This window comes from Pectobacterium punjabense, from assembly GCF_012427845.1.
Taxonomy (GTDB): domain Bacteria; phylum Pseudomonadota; class Gammaproteobacteria; order Enterobacterales; family Enterobacteriaceae; genus Pectobacterium; species Pectobacterium punjabense.
On record NZ_CP038498.1, the window covers coordinates 2,972,647 to 2,993,497 of the forward strand.

Annotated in this window: 23 protein-coding genes and 2 pseudogenes; 10 read left to right on the forward strand and 15 right to left on the reverse strand. The window is 45.8% G+C overall.

Annotation, left to right across the window (positions count from 1 at the left end; genetic code table 11):
* Positions 1-10: 10 nt before the first annotated feature.
* Positions 11-937, reverse strand: coding sequence for a DMT family transporter (locus E2566_RS13485; RefSeq protein ID WP_107167798.1), 927 nt, complete (start codon positions 935-937; stop codon positions 11-13).
* Between the two features lie 309 nt (positions 938-1,246).
* On the opposite strand from E2566_RS13485, the gene E2566_RS13490 reads away from it, so the two are divergent.
* Positions 1,247-2,968 (forward strand): methyl-accepting chemotaxis protein, encoded by a 1,722-nt coding sequence (locus E2566_RS13490; RefSeq protein ID WP_107167799.1) that lies wholly within the window; start codon positions 1,247-1,249, stop codon positions 2,966-2,968.
* 66 nt (positions 2,969-3,034) lie between these two features.
* Here E2566_RS13490 and dsrB read toward each other — a convergent pair whose 3' ends face one another.
* Positions 3,035-3,238 (reverse strand): protein DsrB, encoded by a 204-nt coding sequence (dsrB, locus tag E2566_RS13495; RefSeq protein WP_107167800.1) that lies wholly within the window; start codon positions 3,236-3,238, stop codon positions 3,035-3,037.
* 210 nt (positions 3,239-3,448) lie between these two features.
* Between dsrB and E2566_RS13500 the strand changes: the two genes are divergently transcribed.
* Positions 3,449-4,861, forward strand: a complete 1,413-nt coding sequence (locus tag E2566_RS13500; protein ID WP_107167801.1) for a diguanylate cyclase — start codon at positions 3,449-3,451, stop codon at positions 4,859-4,861.
* A gap of 151 nt (positions 4,862-5,012) precedes the next feature.
* Here E2566_RS13500 and E2566_RS13505 read toward each other — a convergent pair.
* A protein-coding gene (locus E2566_RS13505) for an IS3 family transposase (RefSeq protein WP_168444505.1) occupies positions 5,013-6,160 on the reverse strand; the annotation gives its coding sequence in 2 pieces (ribosomal slippage) (positions 5,013-5,902 and positions 5,902-6,160; 1,149 coding nt in all).
* Positions 6,161-6,383: 223 nt separating this feature from the next.
* Between E2566_RS13505 and E2566_RS13510 the strand changes: the two genes are divergently transcribed.
* The 3 genes and pseudogenes from E2566_RS13510 to E2566_RS13520 all read left to right on the forward strand — a co-directional run.
* The gene (locus E2566_RS13510) at positions 6,384-6,602 is read left to right on the forward strand and encodes a KTSC domain-containing protein (RefSeq protein ID WP_107170987.1); all 219 of its coding nucleotides are present in this window, start codon (positions 6,384-6,386) and stop codon (positions 6,600-6,602) included.
* A 216-nt stretch (positions 6,603-6,818) separates the two neighbouring features.
* A complete protein-coding gene (locus E2566_RS13515) occupies positions 6,819-7,175 on the forward strand; it encodes a hypothetical protein (RefSeq protein WP_107170986.1) in 357 nt (118 codons plus the stop codon).
* Positions 7,176-7,382: 207 nt separating this feature from the next.
* A pseudogene (locus E2566_RS13520) lies at positions 7,383-7,487 on the forward strand (transposase); the annotation flags it as partial.
* 195 nt (positions 7,488-7,682) lie between these two features.
* Here E2566_RS13520 and vapC read toward each other — a convergent pair.
* The 11 genes from vapC to E2566_RS13575 form a co-directional block, all read right to left on the reverse strand.
* Positions 7,683-8,111: a type II toxin-antitoxin system tRNA(fMet)-specific endonuclease VapC gene (gene vapC / locus E2566_RS13525; protein ID WP_107170984.1), complete on the reverse strand. Its 429-nt coding sequence runs from the start codon at positions 8,109-8,111 to the stop codon at positions 7,683-7,685.
* Positions 8,111-8,341: a type II toxin-antitoxin system VapB family antitoxin gene (gene vapB / locus E2566_RS13530; protein ID WP_107170983.1), complete on the reverse strand. Its 231-nt coding sequence runs from the start codon at positions 8,339-8,341 to the stop codon at positions 8,111-8,113. The genes vapC and vapB overlap by 1 nt, the downstream gene beginning before the upstream one ends.
* A 93-nt stretch (positions 8,342-8,434) precedes the next feature.
* Positions 8,435-9,268: a DUF4942 domain-containing protein gene (locus E2566_RS13535; protein ID WP_107170988.1), complete on the reverse strand. Its 834-nt coding sequence runs from the start codon at positions 9,266-9,268 to the stop codon at positions 8,435-8,437.
* A 117-nt stretch (positions 9,269-9,385) separates the two neighbouring features.
* The gene (locus E2566_RS13540) at positions 9,386-9,706 is read right to left on the reverse strand and encodes a TA system toxin CbtA family protein (protein ID WP_107170982.1); all 321 of its coding nucleotides are present in this window, start codon (positions 9,704-9,706) and stop codon (positions 9,386-9,388) included.
* Positions 9,707-9,774: 68 nt separating this feature from the next.
* Positions 9,775-10,110, reverse strand: a complete 336-nt coding sequence (locus tag E2566_RS13545; RefSeq protein ID WP_129705773.1) for a type IV toxin-antitoxin system YeeU family antitoxin — start codon at positions 10,108-10,110, stop codon at positions 9,775-9,777.
* 39 nt (positions 10,111-10,149) lie between these two features.
* The gene (gene radC / locus E2566_RS13550; RefSeq protein ID WP_107169985.1) at positions 10,150-10,623 is read right to left on the reverse strand and encodes a RadC family protein; all 474 of its coding nucleotides are present in this window, start codon (positions 10,621-10,623) and stop codon (positions 10,150-10,152) included.
* A 122-nt stretch (positions 10,624-10,745) separates the two neighbouring features.
* A complete protein-coding gene (locus E2566_RS13555; RefSeq protein ID WP_107169984.1) occupies positions 10,746-11,096 on the reverse strand; it encodes a hypothetical protein in 351 nt (116 codons plus the stop codon).
* A 57-nt stretch (positions 11,097-11,153) separates the two neighbouring features.
* Positions 11,154-11,987, reverse strand: coding sequence for a hypothetical protein (locus E2566_RS13560; protein ID WP_107169983.1), 834 nt, complete (start codon positions 11,985-11,987; stop codon positions 11,154-11,156).
* A gap of 146 nt (positions 11,988-12,133) precedes the next feature.
* Positions 12,134-12,292: a hypothetical protein gene (locus tag E2566_RS13565; protein WP_165800660.1), complete on the reverse strand. Its 159-nt coding sequence runs from the start codon at positions 12,290-12,292 to the stop codon at positions 12,134-12,136.
* 183 nt (positions 12,293-12,475) lie between these two features.
* Positions 12,476-13,363, reverse strand: a complete 888-nt coding sequence (locus tag E2566_RS13570; protein WP_107169982.1) for a GTPase family protein — start codon at positions 13,361-13,363, stop codon at positions 12,476-12,478.
* 94 nt (positions 13,364-13,457) lie between these two features.
* Positions 13,458-14,333: a hypothetical protein gene (locus E2566_RS13575; RefSeq protein WP_240958798.1), complete on the reverse strand. Its 876-nt coding sequence runs from the start codon at positions 14,331-14,333 to the stop codon at positions 13,458-13,460.
* A 610-nt stretch (positions 14,334-14,943) separates the two neighbouring features.
* Between E2566_RS13575 and E2566_RS13580 the strand changes: the two genes are divergently transcribed.
* From E2566_RS13580 to E2566_RS13595, 4 genes are all read left to right on the forward strand, one after another.
* The gene (locus E2566_RS13580) at positions 14,944-15,546 is read left to right on the forward strand and encodes a YagK/YfjJ domain-containing protein (RefSeq protein WP_107169980.1); all 603 of its coding nucleotides are present in this window, start codon (positions 14,944-14,946) and stop codon (positions 15,544-15,546) included.
* A gap of 87 nt (positions 15,547-15,633) precedes the next feature.
* Complete coding sequence (locus E2566_RS13585; protein WP_107169979.1) at positions 15,634-15,846, forward strand: helix-turn-helix transcriptional regulator; 213 nt, start codon at positions 15,634-15,636, stop codon at positions 15,844-15,846.
* Between the two features lie 109 nt (positions 15,847-15,955).
* The gene (locus E2566_RS13590) at positions 15,956-16,537 is read left to right on the forward strand and encodes a hypothetical protein (RefSeq protein WP_107169978.1); all 582 of its coding nucleotides are present in this window, start codon (positions 15,956-15,958) and stop codon (positions 16,535-16,537) included.
* A 261-nt stretch (positions 16,538-16,798) separates the two neighbouring features.
* Positions 16,799-18,208, forward strand: a complete 1,410-nt coding sequence (locus tag E2566_RS13595) for a flagellin N-terminal helical domain-containing protein (protein WP_107169977.1) — start codon at positions 16,799-16,801, stop codon at positions 18,206-18,208.
* Between the two features lie 12 nt (positions 18,209-18,220).
* Here the strand turns inward: E2566_RS13595 and E2566_RS13600 are convergent.
* Positions 18,221-19,329, reverse strand: a protein-coding gene (locus tag E2566_RS13600) for an IS3 family transposase (protein WP_107171160.1) whose coding sequence is annotated in 2 segments (ribosomal slippage) — positions 18,221-19,077 and positions 19,077-19,329 — 1,110 coding nt in all. Because the reading frame shifts where the segments join, the coding sequence is not laid out codon by codon here.
* Positions 19,330-20,141: 812 nt separating this feature from the next.
* On the opposite strand from E2566_RS13600, the pseudogene E2566_RS13605 reads away from it, so the two are divergent.
* Positions 20,142-20,838, forward strand: a pseudogene (locus E2566_RS13605) (IS1 family transposase).
* The last annotated feature ends 13 nt before the right edge of the window (positions 20,839-20,851 follow it).

Consider the following 20,851-nt stretch of genomic DNA (forward strand, 5'->3'; position numbering starts at 1 on the left):
AATTTTCTGATCACATCTTCGTAACCCGGTTAACCAACCAAATACCTGAACATACCAAGATGAGTGCAAAGAAATATTTCCACTCCAGAATACTTTCATTAAGAAACAACGCTGACAACGCGGTACCGGATACGGGAATGAGAAAATTAAATGGTGCGACCATGCCGACCCGATTATATTTCAGCAATTGACTCCATAATGAAAAAGCGATTGAAGATAGCAAAATAAGGTAGCCGAGCATCAGCACTGCTTTCCAATCGGGTATAACTAGCGATCCACCTGTACAATACCCTGACACCGTTAAGATAACGCCACCAATCGCTAATTGATAACCCGTCATAATAGTTGGGTCCATCGTTTGTGATATCCGCTTACCATATATTGTCGATGCTGACAAAATAAATGCAGCAATAACAACGAACCCATCACCTAACAGCGTAAAACTAATACTCATTTCATCACTGCTAATATTAACGGCCATTACACCAGCGAAACCTAATATACAGCCAGTTAGCTTATTAGCATTTAACTTATCATTCTTGTACAGATAATGAGCAAGCAGTACACTGAAAAAAGTACTGGTTGCGTTCATAATTGAACCTTTAACACCCGTGGTATATGCCAGACCGATATAGAAAAAAACATATTGCAACGATGTTTGAAATGTTCCCAAGATTGTCAGTTGGGCTAACTGCCTCGGCCGAAACCGCCCGATAGACCGACCGCTTAGCACGGCTAGCACCAACAGTAACAGCCCAGCAAACGCGAAACGGTAACCCGCAAAAACAAGTTTCCCAGGAATATCATTATCCGCAATGTGAAACAGGTCATAGCCATTTTTAATGGCTGGATAAGCACTCCCCCATAGTAAACAACATAATGTGGCGATAAAAAAAACAACTTTTTTATCAGAAAAAAAATGCGTATGCTTTTCCAAGAAAGATCCCTCCGAAGATAGATTTCACACAATAGCGTTGAAGCACAGACAAATAAAGTTAGTGTGTCAGACTCTTCGTTTTTATTATCAATTTGTATGATTTCGCATCACGTGATTTTCTTTTCTTTTTAAAGCGTTAAAAACGTGATCGGGATCGCATCGAATTTGATTAAGGTTTCCCAATATATGCCGATTATCTTTTACATTGGTTGTTTAGATAATGGATTGTCATTAATGTAGACACTAAAACCTAAACGCTAATGCCGCCGCTAGTGGCATGGTAAATCATAATTTCCTGAGAATGAGTGAATGGATATGAAAATAACTTCAAGGTCTGAGCAGCACGTCGAGGCTGGCATGCTGAGCAATTTACGGCTAGTTCCCTTATTCATCATTATTCTGGGTGGTATTATGCTGCTATTTGCAGCATCTATCAGCACATCCAGCTACTTTTTACAAAGCAGCAATCAATCATTAGATGACGTTACACAAGAAATCGACACCCGAATGGGGATTTCGAACAGTTCTAACCACCTTCGCACTGCCCGTCTGTTGCTAATCCAAGCAGCAGCAGCAGCACGCATTGGTGACTCTCAGGTCTTCAATGACAACTTGAAGCAAGCAGAACAACGTCTGGAGCAGTCAAAAAAAGCCTTCCTCATCTATGAAGAACGTCCGGTTAAAACACCTCAGGATATAGCGTTGGACGGTGATCTACGTAAATCCTATGATGCCTATGTCAATCAAGGCCTTATGTTAATGCTCACTGCGGCAAAACAAGGGCTATTTGAAGAAGTCATCACCCTTGAATCCGAAGAAACCCGAATTTTAGATTCGGCCTATAACAAATTTCTACTCGACGCTGTCGCTTACCGTACGCAGAGAGCGAAAGAATTAAACGAAACCGCACATAAAAATGCGCTACTCGGATATTCGTTAATGGGGAGCAGTTTCGCTCTGGCCACCATTTTAACGCTTCTGACATTCTTCCTTCTGCGGGGAATTCTCATCAAACCGATGAACCAACTGGTCATGAGAATTCAACGCATTGCGCAGGGCGATCTGACTCAAGTCTCGGATCGCTATGGCAGGAATGAAATTGGTACGCTAGCCAGCAACGTTCAACAAATGCAATCCTCGCTGGTCACAACCGTCACTACCGTTCGGGAAAGCGCAGATTCTATTTATCAAGGTTCGACAGAGATCTCATCTGGTAACACAGACCTTTCCTCACGTACTGAACAGCAAGCGGCGGCACTTGAACAAACTGCGGCAAGCATGGAGCAACTTACCGCTACCGTGAAACAAAACTCAGAAAATGCGCACCATGCAAGCCAACTCGCCGCGAACGCTTCTGGGAAAGCTAAACAAGGTGGCGAGATCGTTGCAAACGTTGTCAATACAATGAACAGCATTTCAGGTAGCTCAAAGAAAATATCTGAAATTACCAGTGTCATTAACAGCATTGCTTTTCAAACAAATATTCTTGCGCTAAATGCAGCCGTTGAAGCAGCCAGAGCCGGAGAACAAGGTCGTGGTTTTGCTGTCGTCGCAAGTGAGGTTCGTAGCCTCGCACAGCGTAGTGCGCAAGCAGCAAAAGAGATAGAAACGCTGATTTCCGAATCAGTCAGCCTGGTCAATAGTGGTTCTGTCTTGGTTGATAACGCGGGTCAAACAATGAAAGAGATCGTCGATGCCGTCACAAATGTCACCGACATCATGGGTGAAATTGCTTCTGCGTCTGACGAGCAAAGCCGAGGAATAACTCAGGTCGGCCAAGCGATATCTGAAATGGATAGCGTCACACAGCAGAATGCTGCGCTCGTTCAGGAAGCTAGTGCCGCTGCGGCCTCGCTAGAGGAGCAAGCCGCATTACTGACCCGTGCCGTTGCAACCTTTAAGTTATCCAGCCATCTATCAAGTACGCCTTCAGCACCCGCTCGGCCAAATGCTCTGCACACGAAGGGTCATTCATCACTTGCCCTTCCCCGCCAAACCAATACGGAAAACGGTAACTGGGAAACATTCTAATACTGGATACTAGAACAGCTACGAGCATTGTTCACTCGGACAATGCTCGTATATTGACATACCCCTTTACTCTTTTTCCGGCAAGATCTTTGGTTCAACAAACGTCCCATCCTTACTGTTCATCTCATTGAAAAACCAGATACCAGCAGGGTAATCTTTTAGTCCAACTAAATACATTACCCCTTCCTCAAACGTCTCCACAGCCAGAACAGTCCCTTCCCTGCGAGTCTTCCCATCGGTTTTAACAGTAACCAAATCATTAACTTTCATAAATTTATCTCAAAATAACTTCTAACATCAAAAAAACGGCATTATCATTTACAGCGGCGGTAATAATAGTACCTATATGAAATGATTAATTTTATTAATTTTTAGCAACGACATGCCAACCCTCTCTGTCATTAACTATCGATTATTCAAGCAAAAAATTGATCATTTCTATCTTAGTACACCCGACATATTTGCAAAAGAGATGAAAAGTTGAACGAACTACTGAACGTTAATGAACAGAGAGATAACGGTGAGTCAGACTACAACCAAGTTGTAACATCAGAGTGGACACAATTGATAGCCACGACCTCACAAAAATCTTTTGGTCTATTGCAAACTCTCGCCGCCCAAAAAGCATCCGAGTTTGCTGATAAGTTCTATTCCTACATGCTCAAAGATCAAGAAGCTTCTCTTTTTCTTTCCAGCCAGCAAGTCCATGATCGACTCCATGGGTCTATGAGCAAATGGATAGTAGACATTCTATCAAACACTGGGGATCACCTAGCAGATTTGATTCTTTATCAAAAGAAAATTGGTCAGATTCATGCGCGTATCGGTATTCCGATCGATCTGGTTGAACGTGGAGCCCGGCGTCTAAAATGGCAACTCTATGACAACATCACACAAGTGACAGATGATAAATCACTCTGTTTTGATGCTATGCGTTACGCTTCTATTTCCATGGATATCGCCATAGAGATAATGAATAAAACCTATTCACAATCACACGATCTAGCAGCCAAAAACGAAGAATCTTATCGGTTATTTTCTATTCTGGAAAATGCCAGCATAGAGAGAGAACGACAGAATGCATCACTGCTAAATTGGGAAAATGCTTTTATTTTTAGCGTTGCTACCGGTACACCACTTTCCAGCATCCAAGACCTAAGTGACTCAGAATTTGGCCTGTGGTTTAACCACAAAGGGAAATCCAGTTTCAGTAATATTCAGGGAATACGGACTATTGCAAAAATTATAACCGAAACGGATGACTACATTCGCCACTACAGTAATATCGCACTACTCACACAGCAAGATTATGCTCCACTACTTAAAACAGTTAGAAGCAAAATTTATAAAATAAATATACTGTTGGGCTCACTATTCGACGAAGTCCAAAAACTGGAAAGCGGTAAAGATACGCTAACCCTCTTGCTAAACCGCCGTTTCCTGCCAACCATACTTCGACACGAAATATCGCTGACAATGCATTCAAATACGCCACTCAGCATCGCTATGATTGATATTGATCATTTTAAAGCCGTCAATGACACATATGGCCATACCGCTGGCGATAATATTCTAAAACGAATTGCGGAAATTCTGTATGAGAGTACAAGGAATAGTGATTATGTTTTCCGTTACGGAGGAGAAGAATTCATGATCGTGCTCATTGAAACGCCCAAGGTTGCTGCTCACACCATCATCGAACGACTACGAAAAAAAATTCAGGATCACACGATTCATCTTCAAAACGGTGAAAGCGTGACAATGACCATAAGTGCAGGCATCGCCGTGTATAATGGCCATCCGGATTATGAATGTTTGATAAAGGCTGCGGACGATGCACTCTATCAAGCTAAAGCAAATGGCAGAAACAGGATCGAATACGCGCCAGAGTAACTATTCTGGGTTGCTGCAAATCTGCGTTTCAGACTAGATATGAAAAAGAGTAGCCCGCTATTCGTCATCGTAGATTTGCACCATTCCCCTTGCCAAACAGAAAGACTTACCGTCATTGAACTGATCCTACCCACGTAATGTGGACACAGCCCTAAGCGAGGTTCTGGTTTTCAAATTGTTCCGGGCTGAGACCGCCACAGGCACTGTGACGGCGCCAGCGATTGTAATCGCACTCAATATAATTAAATACCGTTGAGCGCATCATTTCCCTGCTACTAAAGCGTTCCCCGTGTATGCATTCCACTTTCAGTGAATGGAAAAAGCTTTCCACACAGGCGTTATCGTAGCAACAACCCTTTGCGCTCATGCTGCCATGTAGCCTATGTCGTTTCAGCAATGCCTGATAATCCGCTGAACAATACTGCCCGCCTCTATCTGTATGAACAATGACATTCTCTGGGCGTTTACGTCTCCAGAGCGCCATCTGTAACGCATCACAAGCCAGTTGTGCCGTCATTCGGGATGACATCGACCAGCCAATTACCGCCCGTGACCACAGGTCAATCACAACCAGATAGAGCCAGCCTTCATCCGTGCGAAGATACGTGATATCACCTGCCCACTTCTGGTTCGGGCTGCTGGCGATAAAGTTCTGCTTCAGCAGGTTTTCCGATACCGGCAGGCCATGTTCACGGTAGCTGACCGGACTGAATTTACGGCTGGCTTTCGCCCGTAACCCCTGACGACGCAGACTGGCTGCGATGGTTTTAATGTTGTACTCAGGCAACTCATCAGCAAGGCGTGGCGCACCATAGCGCTGTTTTGCCTCAGCGAAGGCTTTACGGACCGCTTCATCACAAGTGAGCCGAAACCGCTGACGCGAGTTAACCTGATGGCGGCGACAACACCAGACATACCAACCGCTGCGGGCAACCCGAAGCACCCGACACATCGCTTTAATGCTGAACTCAGCCTGATGCTTTTCAATAAAGACATACTTCATTTCAGGCGCTTCGCGAAGTATGTCGCGGCCTTTTGGAGAATGGCCAGTTCCTCGTCTCTCTCTGCCAGTTGGCGCTTGAGGCGGGCAATCTCTGCAGCCTGTTCACTCTCTCGCTCAGAGGTAGTTGTCTGGCTCTGTTGCTTGCTACGCCAGTTATAGAGCTGGGATTCGTGCAGACTGAGTTCACGAGCAGCGGCGGCAACACCGATGCGTTCTGCAAGCCTCAGGGCTTCGTTACGAAATTCAGGCGTATGTTGCTTACGTGGCTTCTTACTGGTTGATACGGATTTTGTCATGTGAGCTACCTCTGGTAGAGAGTTTACTCACTTAGTCGCGTGTCCACTAATGCTGGGTAGGATCAAACAAATTCACAGCATAAAAATGATAAAGCAACGATTTTACTAACCAACCTGCCAAAAATTTGATACATATTCAATAAATAAGCATGATCGTCGACAATGTATCATGCAGTAACTCTTTTATTATTTGAGCTGATTTTACACAGGGGAGGAGCAAGCATTGCAGCGACAGCAGGTATCATCGTCACGAATTGATTCCATTGGGTATGACCCAAAGACGCACATTCTTGAGATAGCATTTCATAACAAAGATATTTATCAATATGTTAGCGTACCTGAATCTATCTATAAAAAATTTATTTCTGACGCTGTCGTTTCTAAAGGCCGTTTCTTTGATGGCGTGATAAAAGATAAATTTCTATGCCGAAAAAACAAATAGATTAAGTTTTAGCAACAATCATTGTGCTACTTGTCGCCGTATCTTAACGGCGATTAAAAGGTCGCTGTGCTTCCGTATCAATTTGTCATTTCATCCACCAGTCTGCCAAAAATCATAGCTATCATATGAATTAAATAGATATGTAGATGGTATCTACACGATAGTATCCCTCCAAATTGTGTAAGTATCTATCCTGTCTAACTAAGGGGAGTTCATATGATCACATCGGACATTCAAGGGGCTAATGCTTTATTTACCCAGAACAATAAGCCCCCCATTGCGCCAAATGAAGATACCTTCAAAATGGCACTCGAGAAGGCAAAAGATAACGGACAGCTAATCAGACATGAACCTAGCGCGAAAGTGGAGCCTCAGCGCTCGCAGGCAGCACAGGAGTTTATGGACTGGGTTTCCATGTCTTATGAGGAAAAACTATTCTTCTCCGTACTCGCATCCATGGGTATATCCAAAGAACAATACGAAGCAATGTCGTTAGAAGAACGGATGGGGTTAGAACTCAAAGTACAAGCGCGTATTAAGGAAATGGCGGAGCAAGACCAGCAACTCGTTTAGCTACTGATGTGGTCGGCGAATATGCTGTAACACATCGAGTGCCTATTCCAACGCTATATTAATTTTACCCACGTAATGTGGACACAGCCCTAAGCGAGGTTTTCGTTTTCAAATTATTCCGGGTTGATGTAAGCATCCCGGTAAACCGAACCATTCACTTTTAGAGATCTTCCGACATACTGATTATGTCCCGTTGAGGAGATCGCTATGCGCAAAGCCCGATTTACAGAACATCAGATCATCGCTGTGTTGAAGTCCGTTGAAGCCGGACGTACCGTCAAAGACGTCTGCCGCGAAGCTGGCATTTCCGAATGCCAGCTATTACATCAATGGTGCCGGGGCGGGACTTGAAAAACATGCTATAAGCATTGTATTTAAAGGATTTACCTTAAAATATAACTAGCATGTACCCGCATTTGTACCCACAACCCACATTGCTTCATTCCCTACCCTGCCGTTCGCTACGATACCTAGCAGTGACGCCAGTTGTTGAACTGCGACAGCATATTACAAAGACTGGCTATTGTCAGCCTGTCTACCGACCCAGTTTTCTACGCGCAATCCTGGCACACGCTCAAATTCACGCACATTGTTCGTTACCAGTATTAAACCTGCGGACCGCGCGTGACCGGCTAACATGGCATCATACGGGCCGATGGGGGTTCCTTGTCTTGCCAGTTCCGCACGAATTTGCCCGGTATGTACGGCAGCGTCAAAGCCATAAGTTTGCACTTCCAGACGCGCAGAAAACCCTTCAATCACAGCGAGATTCTTCTCTGGATTTACCGATTTCTCCGCGCCATAAATCAGTTCCATCAGCGTGATAGAACTGATAGCAAACTGCCCGTAATGGCGGTAGAAAGCATCCCTGACTTCTTGCGGTTTGTTCTTGATAGTGTAAATACAGATATTGGTATCAAGTAGATATTTCAGCATCAAAAATCTTCCCGGATCTGATCATTGGGTTGCTCTCTGGTGATCATAAAGTCGGAGGTTACGCCCTCCCCTTCAAACCAGCTATCCCAGCTTTCGCCTGCCGGAGTGATAATACGTGTACGGCCAATCGCGACGATATCAACCTGCTTCACATCATCGGGCAGTGCAACCGCTTTAGGGAGTCGTACCGCCTGACTGCGATTGCTTTTAAATACTGTAGTTTTTTCCATGGCAGTCTCCTTGGAGAAATTTTGTGCTATCGATAGCATAGAATATTGATGGGATATGTCAATGGGATATACGCATGTGACATGATTGGTTAATCACCTCGCCGCCAACATCCCCGGATAATGTTTGGCGATAATATCGTTCATCCGATCGATCAAGCCAGGGCGTTTAAAGGTGAGATGCCCAGTGCCTTTCTGAAAGTAACGCACACTAAAGAACTCATCTTCGTATTCCTGCTCGTGCGGATTATCACGGATATGGTCCATCAACCGGATGGTTACATCGCCCCGATTGTCGGGGAGCGGTTTGCCATCCAACAGATACAGCATACGTTCTAGATCGGCCAGTTGATCGCGTCGCCAGCCCCAGTTCAGACCAAAGCCCCAGCGGTTGTATGTCACCAGATTGCTGATGATGATTTTCTTGCCAAAGTAGCAAGGGTGATTGGTCTTGTAATCCCACGATAGCCCTTTGAATACGTTGATGACCCCACGCTCGAATACTTCCAGCTTGCTTTGGTGAAGTTGCTCAAAGGTGCTGAGGATATTGGCTTCGCTGATGGCCGGTAGTTCCCCCTCATCCAGATTCTTGTGCCACTGACTACGCGCTTCGGCATCCATCAGCGACAACATGCCAGATTTCAGCATCAGGTCGCGCCAGATATTGCGATCCAGTGTGCGGGTGATGGCGGGCATCGCCTTGTTGGATGCTTCTGTTAGCCAGCAATCGTAGCGATGCCCTTGCTTTAACGCCCAGTCTTCAGCGGTGCCACCGCCGATAGTCGCCGTTAGCGTTGAAATAGATTGTAGCTGATTGAGGAGCTGCTCTATCTGTTGCAGCGCGGCATCACGTCCGGTGACGATGCGTTCGATATTGGTCGAGCAAATCAGCTCGGTGTGTTCGGTTAAAACCTCGGGTTCAATTTGCATCATTTGTGGTCCATACATAAAAGCAAATGCGCCAGCCCTTACCGGCTGGCGCATTATGCATCGGAGAGAGGAATAAACAGGTTTGGTGCGATGTGACTGGAAAGCCGCTCGCAATCTTTATGCCTTGAGCAAGCCAGTAGCACGTCTGGCACGGAGAACATCAACGGCGGTAAGAAACGGCGATTGCTCCTGCCAGTTAAAGCCGTTGCGATCGATACGCACCAGTTCGTATTTCTCCACCAGAAAATTGACGGCATTGACCAGCGTGATGCCAGCATCGATATGCGCCTGAATCACGTTTTCCTCACAGAACGGCGTGTCGTTCAGCGTCAGGCCGTAGTGCTTTTCCAGCAGGTAAGTCAGTAGTTGCTGCCAGACGGCTATAGGTGACGGACAGGGGTTATCCTCCCGTGGAGGGATTGCCGGTGATGTTTGCATGAGAATACTCTCTACAGGTTAAGTCGATAAAATCAGGGAAATGTTCAGGATGGGAGAGAAGTTGCAGGTTATTCTGCTGCTGCCGAAGAGGGATAGATAACAATATACACGTAGCCAACACTGCCCAGCGTATCGGCTTCACAGATCCATTCGTTGCAATGCAGCGTGACGCAGTTCTGCTGACGGGGATTCAGTTCCCCCATGCGTAGCTTCTGTTCCAACAACTTAATTAGCTCAGGGAAGCAACGTTCCAGACTTTGGGTTTCTGTTTTACTGAACGTACCGACAATGCTGGCCCGGTCTGCCAGATAGTGCAGACGGTTACCTTCCTGCACCAGTCTGGCTCCGAATCGCGGCGTGACAGCACTTTTTAGTCCCCATTCCGGGGTCTCCGATGATGGCATGATGGTTTCCTTATAAAAGAGCGGTAGTAAATGTGAGCATCACAACCAGCCACGTTCAGCGAATGACACCACGTCAGCACCGCCGACAACCAGATGATCGAGGACTCTGACGTCGAGTTGTGACAGTGAGTCCTTCAACTTGTCGGTGATATGGCGGTCAGCCTGACTCGGCTCGGCACAGCCGGAAGGATGATTGTGTGCCAGTATCACGGCGGCGGCATTATGGCGCAGTGAGGCTTTGAGGATTTCACGCGGATGCACTTCGGTGCTGTTGATGCCACCCAGCGCGATAACTTCCTTTTCTATCAGGCGATGCTGGTTGTCCAGATACAGCACCATAAAGACTTCGCGCTCCAGGCTACTGAGTTCCAGCATCAACCAGCTTTTGGTGTCCTCAGAGGTTTTGAACTGTCGCGCATTTTTACGCACGCGTTTTTCCAGCAGGCACAGCGCCATCTGGATAATGCGCTGCTCTCTGGACGCAACGCTGCCTGTCAATGAATTGCATGACATGGTGATTCCTTATCTAAACGATGGATGATGAAAAAGAAGGATGAAATGGATGACAAGAGCACAATAAATACAATGCCTCGCACAGGCGCACGAGGCATCGGAACCGTGAATAAGGTCAGTCGTTATTCCACCTGGAATTCCCATATGCCCTGATCGGTCTCGACAATAATTTCAAGGACATGACAGGCGGCTCCCCAGTTTTTTGACTTAAACGTCGTTTCAAAAGTGCTACCGAAGCGGAGTCGAACGGGCTTCCAGGATTCTTCGGAAAGGTGCTGGCAATTTCCCCGATTAACCGCAATGTCTTTGACGACGACAGAATCTGTCAACGCTGTCACGGATATCCTTGGATAATAGGGACCGGCATACCAGTTTCCTGAGGCAATACGGGTTTGCACTCTGACAGGCGCTTTTTCTGCAAAAACGCTTAGCGAACACAATCCCAGACAGAGCGCGACAAATGCTTTTTTCATGATATTTTCCTTTACTCGACAGGCTCGAAGCCTTCCGATGACCAGAGGCGGTAACACTCAACGATGGCTGAATGTCAGCATGTCCTTTTTGCCGTTGTAGTGAGTGAGGTTAAGCGTGGTGTTGTTGGCATCATGGGTACTGTCAACCTTCACGATTTCACTGCAATCCTTGAGGTCAATCACCTTGATTTCAGGCGCGGGTTTCGTTTTATCGACGGCGTACCAGTTCCCTGCCGGGCAGGCCATCCCGGCACTTTGCTCCAGAAAGGCGTAATACGGCGTATCGGTCAGACGGGTATAAAGGCTGGCGGTCTCCGCGCCCTGAACCAGCACATCTTTGCCACTGTCACCGCAATTCCGGCAGAAAAGCTGGTCCTGCGTGTTTCTCAGTATGTGTGCCTGATACGCCAGAATCTGGTTATTCATCTGGAAACGGTTTTTCTCTCCATTCTTCCAGGTGACAGTGAGCAGCGTGTTGTTTTTGTTTTCTATCACCGACACCTTCGCTACAGCCGATAAATCAGAGCGGTCATCGTCAAACTCAATAAAATGAACGGTGGGCAACGCGGCATATTTATCGATGTAATAAAAATCGGGTGTCCGGTTAGCGGTGTAAGCAGGAATGGCATCATTCAGCAGGATGGTATAGCGCGTCATGTCCCATAACTTGCTGTACTGATCCGTTTTATTTTTATAGCCCTGTGGATAGTCAGAAATAAAGAAACTGTCTTTCCTGTCGGGTCCACAGAGATGGCAAACCATGTGCCCGTCGCTGTCGGTGATAATTTGCGGTTCATTGTCAGCAGGCTTTGCCTGTACAGACAGAATGGGAAGAACCATCAGGGAGGCCAGCAGCATTCCGCTGCATGGCAGTGCAGGTTGTGTTTTCATTGTGGTTTTCCTTCGGAAGGGCCCTCGGTTAAAAACCGGCCCATCCGCCAACGGTATTGATGATAAAAAGCAGGCAGGCCATAAAAATCACCGGCGTGATATACCAGCGCATAAAACGGCCAAACAGCTTCAACAGCGTTCGCATATTATTTTTCTCTGCAAATCAGGTAATACAACAATCCGGCCAGTAACGGGTCGATGACCATACCCAGAATAAACCAGCCCCAGAATGAGCGACCGCTGCTGGATGCCACGCATCCCAGCACGATTGCCAGCCCCCCCCAAAGCAGTAACAACGGTATCATTGCCCTCCAGACGTATACGCGTTACATGAACATGTTATTGATTCATAAAAGTAAAAAAGTCTCAGAATGGAATATCGATTTTATAGCGGGGAGAAATGGCGGTATAACAAATCAATTCGATCGGTTCGATCGACAAAATCGATCGGTGACGATAAAGAAACCCGATGGGAAGCAGCAAAAACGTTAGTCGAAGAAGAAAGACCACACGGCATTTGCCACTCTGGCAACGGAATGGGTGACGCCATGCAGCACCTGTTTTGCTACCTGAGGCAACGGCGCGTGGTCAATGACCCAATCCACCGCATTGACTACCGTGTCGGAAAACCCAGCCCGGGCCTGCAGTATCGCGCTTTCGGTTTGATGTTCAGCACGTAAATGAGGAATGACCGGACTACGAGCCTGCTTTGGGAGAAGGGTTATCATGGCCTCCACCATCTTTCCCAGTTGATAACGGCCTTTAACGGAAAGCGGTAAAATGTTCTCAGCCACGATACCGAGTTGTTGCCCGATAGCCGCCCGCTTTTGTGCCATATGTTCCCGTTGCCTGGATGACGGCTGCGCAGAGGCCCAGTGCCATTCTTCACTCGGTTCAATCTTGTCGACCTGATTGAGCAGCCAGAGTATCGGCGTGTGCTCCCCGTTCACGGAGCCGAACACGTCCCGATAAAACTGCTCCTCGGCAGAATAGGCGCGGTCATCCGCCTTCAATACCCACAGCACCATATCCAGCTCCGGCAACAGGGATTGGTACAGTGCGCGATATTCCTCATCCCGCTGCTGACTTTCACCCACGCCAGGTAAATCAACCAGCGTGAGATAATGACGCCCAAAACTCAGGCGAATGCGTTGTGGCTCACGGGTACAGGCTGCGACAGCATTCACTGCACAGACTTCGCTGCGAAACAGCGCATTGCATAAGCTCGATTTTCCGACGCCAGTTTTGCCCATAATGCCAATCACCGGTTCATAGGTAACCAGCCGGGTCAGTTCCTGCATAAGGGCATGACGTAACGAACGGGGATAGCGCCGCAGATGGCGGCGGATCAGGGAATAACCTGACGATTTTTTCATATCAGCCTCAGAATGAAAAAGGCCATCCGGGATGGATGGCCTGATGAATTGAAATAGGAGTAACTCAATGAGGTGATATATAACTGAGATTTTTTTATTTTTTCTGATTCATTTCTTCCCATGCTTTATCTATCAGAAATTCGATCACATCAGCCCTGTTACGGTTAAAATACTTCTCAAGTTTTACCAGCGTCTTTTTAGAACTGTCAGAAATACGAATATTGACCGGTGCTTTAGTTGCAACTTTCTTACGATGCTTCATATTTGCATAGCGTTTTCGCAACGTATTTAGAAAAAGCGTCTTTGTATCTTTACGCTCATTCCATAAATAGTAAATAAAAGGGATAGATCGAAACTGAATGTTTCTGTCAATATCCAAGGAACCGAAATCATTTAATAAATCATTATTTTTACTTAATTGATCCCATACCCATTCGGTATGAACAGATTCTGCTTCAGAAAACCAGGAAAACTCATCTTTGATGCTATTCCTTATACGAAAGTACTCCTTCCGGATTTCATCGAGGATATCCTGTAGATCGCCAAGATATAATGGAAGAACATCCAAAATATATAATCCGGCCATCAAGCATTGTTCAGCAGTATCTGGTGTACGAAGAGAGAGTTCTTCACGAAGGATTTTATGTTTATTTCTATTTCTACGATAAACACGTCGAGAGTATCGAGAAATTTCATCCAGAATGTTATTCTGGCAAGTAAAATTCCTGAAAATAAATAGCCAGAAATAAATACAGGCATTTTTATCATGTGCAATCCATGCTACCTGAGAGTCATCAATAAAACGATTTTTGTATCGTGCCTGATACCTAATAACCCGCTGAACAATGTCCATATTTCCATCGCTGTCTCTTAACATCCGATCAATACTGCTATTAATAACATCATTACATCGGAGAAGATCTCTCTTGCCTCCCAACGAAAATTGTCGAGCTTCATCCAAGAGGCTCATCCGCCAGAGAAGATAAACCCCCTCCCTAATGGACTTAACTTCAATATACCTAACCATCTCCTACCCCCATTGCTGGTGTCTTCATTTTTTAATGACACTACTACAAACATCATCAAAAAACTATGATTCATGAAGCTAAAATCAGGCTATCTAAAAGCATGAAAACGGCATTTTACCTTACGAATTGCTGATGTGTATAGTCGTGTTTTTTAGGTTATTCACGTATAATTCATAGCAGATATCATGCAATTTTATTTCAAGTAAAAAACACAAAATCAAATGGTTATAGATTTTAAATAAACTTATTGCGTGTGATAATTTAGTACTATTTGATTGATTTGTGTAAGCGTAGATATGAATCGACTATATGACATGAGGGGGATTCGTCGCTGATGTGGTTCATTAAGGAATAAAGTATTATTTAATGAACCCAGTCATCACTGCTAGATAAATAATAGCATCATTCACTTAGTGAATAGACGCATTATTAAAAAACATTCAAAACCAGACATATGGCTATAAAAAACAACCCGTATGGCATACTCCATGCCCCATTAAAAATTAACGCGCTGAATAATTATCATGAGATAAATCCACCGGAATAGACATCATGAAAAAACGTCAGTGTAAAAGCATCAATCCAAACTATCAGCATGACATGCATCTAAGCCAAAAATTTAGAGCACATCAGGAGATGTTGTTCCTGCGTTACTCAAAGTTACTGATGCTACGCGTAGACTTTGCATATATTAAAACTAGTTACGAATTTAAACACTCAGATAAGAATACCATTGTAGGGGACATGGTTAAGTTACTCCAACAAAGCGTGAGTATAAGAGGCCTTGTAGGGTACGTGTGGGTACTGGAATATACCGAACTTCATGGTTTTCATATTCATGCTGCATTTTATCTTAACGGCCAAAAACACCGTAAGACATGGAATACGTTTCTTTCTGTAGCTGAAGTCTGGGATGATATTACCGATGATGCGGGTTATGCGCATTGGTGTAACCCAAAGGAATATTATGAAGTACGGGGGGAGCGTGTTACCTCCTGGGACAACAATACCGGTCGAGACGACATGCTGTATATTCTGAGTTATCTCAGTAAAAAGGATCAGAAGACAGACAAGATTATTTTTCAGTGCAGCGATATTCCTTCCCGATGTAAAAGCGAGGGACGTAACAGAAACAGACGCCGCACCCATTTGTAAAAAATTACTCCACTGACGAATCGTTTGAAGGAATTCGCCAATTTCTATTTTCCGGTTCCTTCTCCATTCATCAGAGGAGAAAAAACGATGAGCACCACTACCGATTACCGCCTTCTTAACGACCAGTTCGTGGATATGGCATTTATCACCCAGTTGACCGGATTAACCGACAAATGGTTTTACAAGCTTATTCAACTGGGTGAGTTTCCAAAACCGATTAAGCTGGGTCGCAGTTCCCGCTGGCTGCAAAGTGAAGTCGAAAACTGGTTACAGCAACGTATCGATCAGTCTCGCCGATAGTCACATCTTCATTCCCCACTCTTTTATCAAAATGCGAATAACAGACCGCTATCCGATTCCACGGAGGACACCGGTTGTCTGTTATTCAGCATGTTGGAGACTTTTCTAAATGACACGTAATACAACGCTATCCACGTTGCTGGATAAGTACCAAAGCCACCTTGACGACAGTGCTGCGCATGCCATCCATCAGGGTATCAGTACGCGAAAAACTCATACTTTTCACCGGTTGAGCCTGACGGCAGTTTCCCTGCCAGACCAGCATAAGGCGCATCTGATTGTCCCCGCGAAACTAATGCAGAAATCAAGGGTGTCGCGTATTGAGGCTGCCAGCAGAGCCATTCTGCCTGTGGAAACCAGCCGCTACCTTCGACGGTATCCGATGCTGGGCGGTATTCTGATCAGCGAATGTGACCGACTACATCTGGATGAATTGGGTGACAGCCTTCAGAGGCTATTTGATCGGGAAAACGAACCCGGCATTCAGGAAACGTTAACACTCCTGTGCTGGTCTGAGCTACTTAACGGCCTGTCTTATCGTGAATGGACATCACTGGCTGATAAAACCGACAGACAGATTCAGGTGTGGATTAACACCCGTCTGCGCACTCAGCCAGCGCGTCGGGCAATGATTGACGAATACGTTTTCTTTGCCTGCTTTGGTTACTGGGCAGACTACCGACCTGCTTAATTTTCATACCGTTACGTGAACTCTGATTCAGAGCGCTTTTGATCGGTAACGCCGATCGATACGATCACATCGATCTATCAAAACGATTATCTTTTGATCGCCACCGTCGATAAGCTATTGCCGAGAATAACCATAACGTAATGTTTTATCTGTTTTTATTTCCACTATCGGGAAAGGTTAACTATTGCCTGTTATCCGGTAAATCAATAATCAGCAGATAAAAACCATTCGTTATTTTTGCCAAATCAGGACTGGTGTGCAATGACTCCGATTACCTCTCTTCATTTAACGATACGGAATCAACAGGATAAATCGGCGACTCGATTGAGCCAGGCGATTGAACGGCTTTCATCGGGTCTGCGTGTCAACAGCGCGAAGGAAGATGCCGCTGGTCAGGCGATTGCCAACCGGATGACCGCTAATCTGAATGCCAACAGCGTCATCACTAACGGAATGAAAGATGGCCTCAGCCTGATGCAAACGGCTGAGAGCGGACTTAATGTCATCAATAATCTACTACAACGTGGCAGGCAACTCGCGGTGCAGGCGGCAAATGGCACGTTGTCAGATACTGACCAGACCAGTCTGAACAGTGAGTATCAGCAAATCAGGGAAGAGATCGACCGCATCGCCTCATCGACACAGATCTTTGGCCGCTATCCGTTGGCTCCTGCTGAACCAGGCCCTCAGCCTGCCAAATTAGGGGAAACCTTGCCACTGGCTGAAAAGTTTCCCGTCCCCAATATCAATCATCAATTTCCTTCTGGGGTAATTTCGCTGGCTTACATTCCTGCTGGCGCAAAAAATATTACCATCACTATCGACTCATTAAGCGCCGATGACGATATCCAGCTCTTTGCGCGAGATGGCAGGCATCTGGCCGGTACGCCCGCAGAAGGAGTAGACGCCGATATCGTCTGGTCAGCAAATGGCGTAACGGGTGAAACCACCATGAATACCGCCGTGATTACGCAAGATAACGGCTTTTTACCTCATGCTACCTACTCGGCAGACTCATTACTACAAGCCGGGGAATACAATATCAACACAGGGGCGCAGACAACGTATCAGGGCATGACCATCACCTACAGTGGCGATGGTGACCGTTTTGAAGATGCCAACACCGGGGGATTTAACGATGGAAATGTGGGTGCAGCAAACCGACTGGAAAAAATTCATATTGATGAGGTAACGGAAGATCTGATTGTCATTGTGGTTGGCAGCGGCGTATTCAATAGCAGCGCAAGCTGGGATGAACTTCCCACACCGACAGAGCCAGCCCCGCCACTGCCGCCCTCAGTACCGATCAGCAAAGAAACGACGTTTGTCGTCGGGTCGAGTTTCGGTGATGCATTGCAAACGATCACCCTCAGTCCAACCCCAGCGGACAGCCAATCGCTGGGACTTTCCTCTGCCACACTAAGTACACCAGAGCAGGCCAGTGCGGCATTAGCCACGTTCGATAACGCGCTGAAAACGCTGGACGGTTACCGCAGTGAATACGGCAGCCAGATGAACCGCTTCGAATCCGTCACTACCGTGCTGTCACAGGAGAAAATTGCCACCGCTGCCGCTCGTTCCCGCATATTGGATGCCGATTATGCTCTTGAAGTTTCCGCTATGACAAAATTCCAGATCCTACAGCAAGCATCGATGGCAGTCTTGTTGTAGTCCCTCCGGTTTTTAGTACCACCGCCAGTTAGAGTCTCCGGCCAGTTTTTGCCTTGCATAGATAACCGGTGGTAGATTGCCAAGTGAACTATGTGGGCGTTCCTCGTTGTATTCCGTCCGCCAGTTTTCTGTTAATTCTCGCACTTCAGACAGCGTTCGGAACAGATACAAGTCGAGTATTTCCGTTCGTAATGTCTTATTAAACCGTTCGATAAATCCGTTCTGCATTGGCTTGCCCGGCTGAATAAAATCCAGTATGACTCCATGCCGTTCGGCCCATTCCGACAGGGCGGCGGCGGTGAGTTCCGGTCCATTGTCGCTTCGGATAAACGCCGGGTAACCTCTTTCTGCGCTGAGCCGTTCCAGAATGCGCACTACGCGATGCGCCGGGATATTTAAGTCCACTTCGACTGCCAGCGCTTCCCGATTAAAATCATCGACGACATTAAACAATCTGAATCGCCTTCCATCCATCAGTGCGTCACTCATAAAATCCACTGACCAACAGTGATTCATGCTAACGGGGACCGCCAGAGGCTGTGGACTCCGGTTGGGTAAGCGTTTTTTACCCTTGCGTCTGAGGTTTAGTTTTAACCAACGATATATTCGGTAAACGCGTTTCTTATTCCACGATAACCCCGTCTGACGCAGTTTGTTGAACATCAGGCCAAATCCATAGGCCGGATAATGATGCGCCAGATTTTGTAGCGCCTCGATGACCGGAATATCCCGTTCGGCATTCGGGCGATAATGCAAAAGGCTTCGGCTAATACCGATAATCCGGCACCCGCGTCGCTCGCTGGCCTGATGTTCCGTCATGACATAGCGCACCAGTTCGCGTTTATCGGGGACCGTTAAAGTTTTTTTGCGATGACGTCCTTGAGGATCTCATGGTCCAGGCTCAAAGAGGCGTACATCTGCTTCAATCGCCGGTTTTCCTCTTCCAGCTCTTTCATGCGTTTGATATCAGAGGACTCCATGCCGCCATATTTTGATTTCCAGTTGTAGTAGCTGGCTTCTGAAACGCCATTCTCGCGGCAAACATCCTTCACATGTCGACCGCCTTCAACTTCTTTTAGGACCCTCAGGATCTGGGATTCGGTGAAACGTATTTTCTTCATAGCGCACCTCCATAGGTTGTATTTTAACCAGAGGACTCTATTAAGCGGTAAGACTAAATTCTGGGGGGACTACATTGTCACAAGCCAATCAGCAGTCGGGAAACGTATTAAAGCTGTTACAGGGATGATGCACCGTCAGGAGTACCACTTTGCTATTTTTCTACTGAATCACTATCGTCATGAGCATTGAAATATACGGCAAATGCGTTTTTACCAGACTTGCATTTTCGCATCTAGCAGTAGTGAAGTACGGTAATGCCCAATAGCTGTTATTGATACTGAACACGGTATCGATGCCATACGATTAAACAATGTCAGTCATGACAAAAAAATAAAATTTATCTTCCTCTTAAATAACCGCAATCACTCCCCATTGGTGATCAACAACAGAGTGATAGTAATATCAAAGCGCTTATCTATTCGAACCTTAAAAAGTCTCATTTCTGCCGCATCTCTGTTCAAAGAAATAAAGGGTGAAGAAGTCCTTTTATCACCGATATGAGAAAATATTTTTTGACCATTGGCTTCAAGGTGTACCCATAAAGACCATCGCGAAAAATATGGCTGTCACCCACAAAACATCGAACAATATGCAAAACGGTATTTATAGAAAGTATGGATTCAAAGATCCCTTCACTTTTCTATTGATAGCAGAAATCTCGCGTATGCATAAGGCTGTTGACGTGGAGCATAGAAAGATCAGGTGTGACTGATTTAAGTTTTCATGCTCAATATGTTCCTTGAATTTCTCTGATTTTACGAGTCGTGATGTAGACTTAGTGTTGTTGTATTCTTTGCATTTTGGATGATTGATGGCAAAGATTGATGTGTTTTGTCACCGCAGTTCCGAAACTCAGGGGGTTATCCGAAACGTTCATTCCAGTTCTGGTGCGCAGCTTTATCGCTGTAATTAGTGTCTAAAGACCTTCCTGCTTAACTTTCGTTACAACGTTGCTAAACCCGAAATCCACCAGACCATTGTTGATATAGCAATGAATGACTCCGGATGCCGTAATACCTCAAGGATCTGACGGATAAGTCTTAATATCGTTCGCCATCATCTAAAAACTCACACCGCACCAATTAATACAACACATCGATATATAAAAATAAATTATCATCTACTGTGAAGCAGATGAACAGTGGTCATATGTGCGCAGTAAAGGCAATCAGCGCTGGTTGTTTTATGCCTATGACCTCATCCACAAGCACACCCTCGCACATGTATTTAGCTCGAGAAATACGCCGACATTATAGCGCCTTCTTGATTTGTTGACCCCATTTAGCATCACCCTCTTTATGACCGACGACTGGTCGGTATATCGGACTTTGCTGTCCTCAACGAGTCATGTTATCAGCAAAAAATATACACAACGCATAGAGAGACATAATCTGAATTTATGTAGTCATATCAAAAGTCTTACTCGCAAAAATATTTGTCTTCCGAAGCCAGAAGTGATGCGCGATAAAATCATCGGTTGGTATTTAACAATCAACCACTACCACTAAATCTGCGTCACGA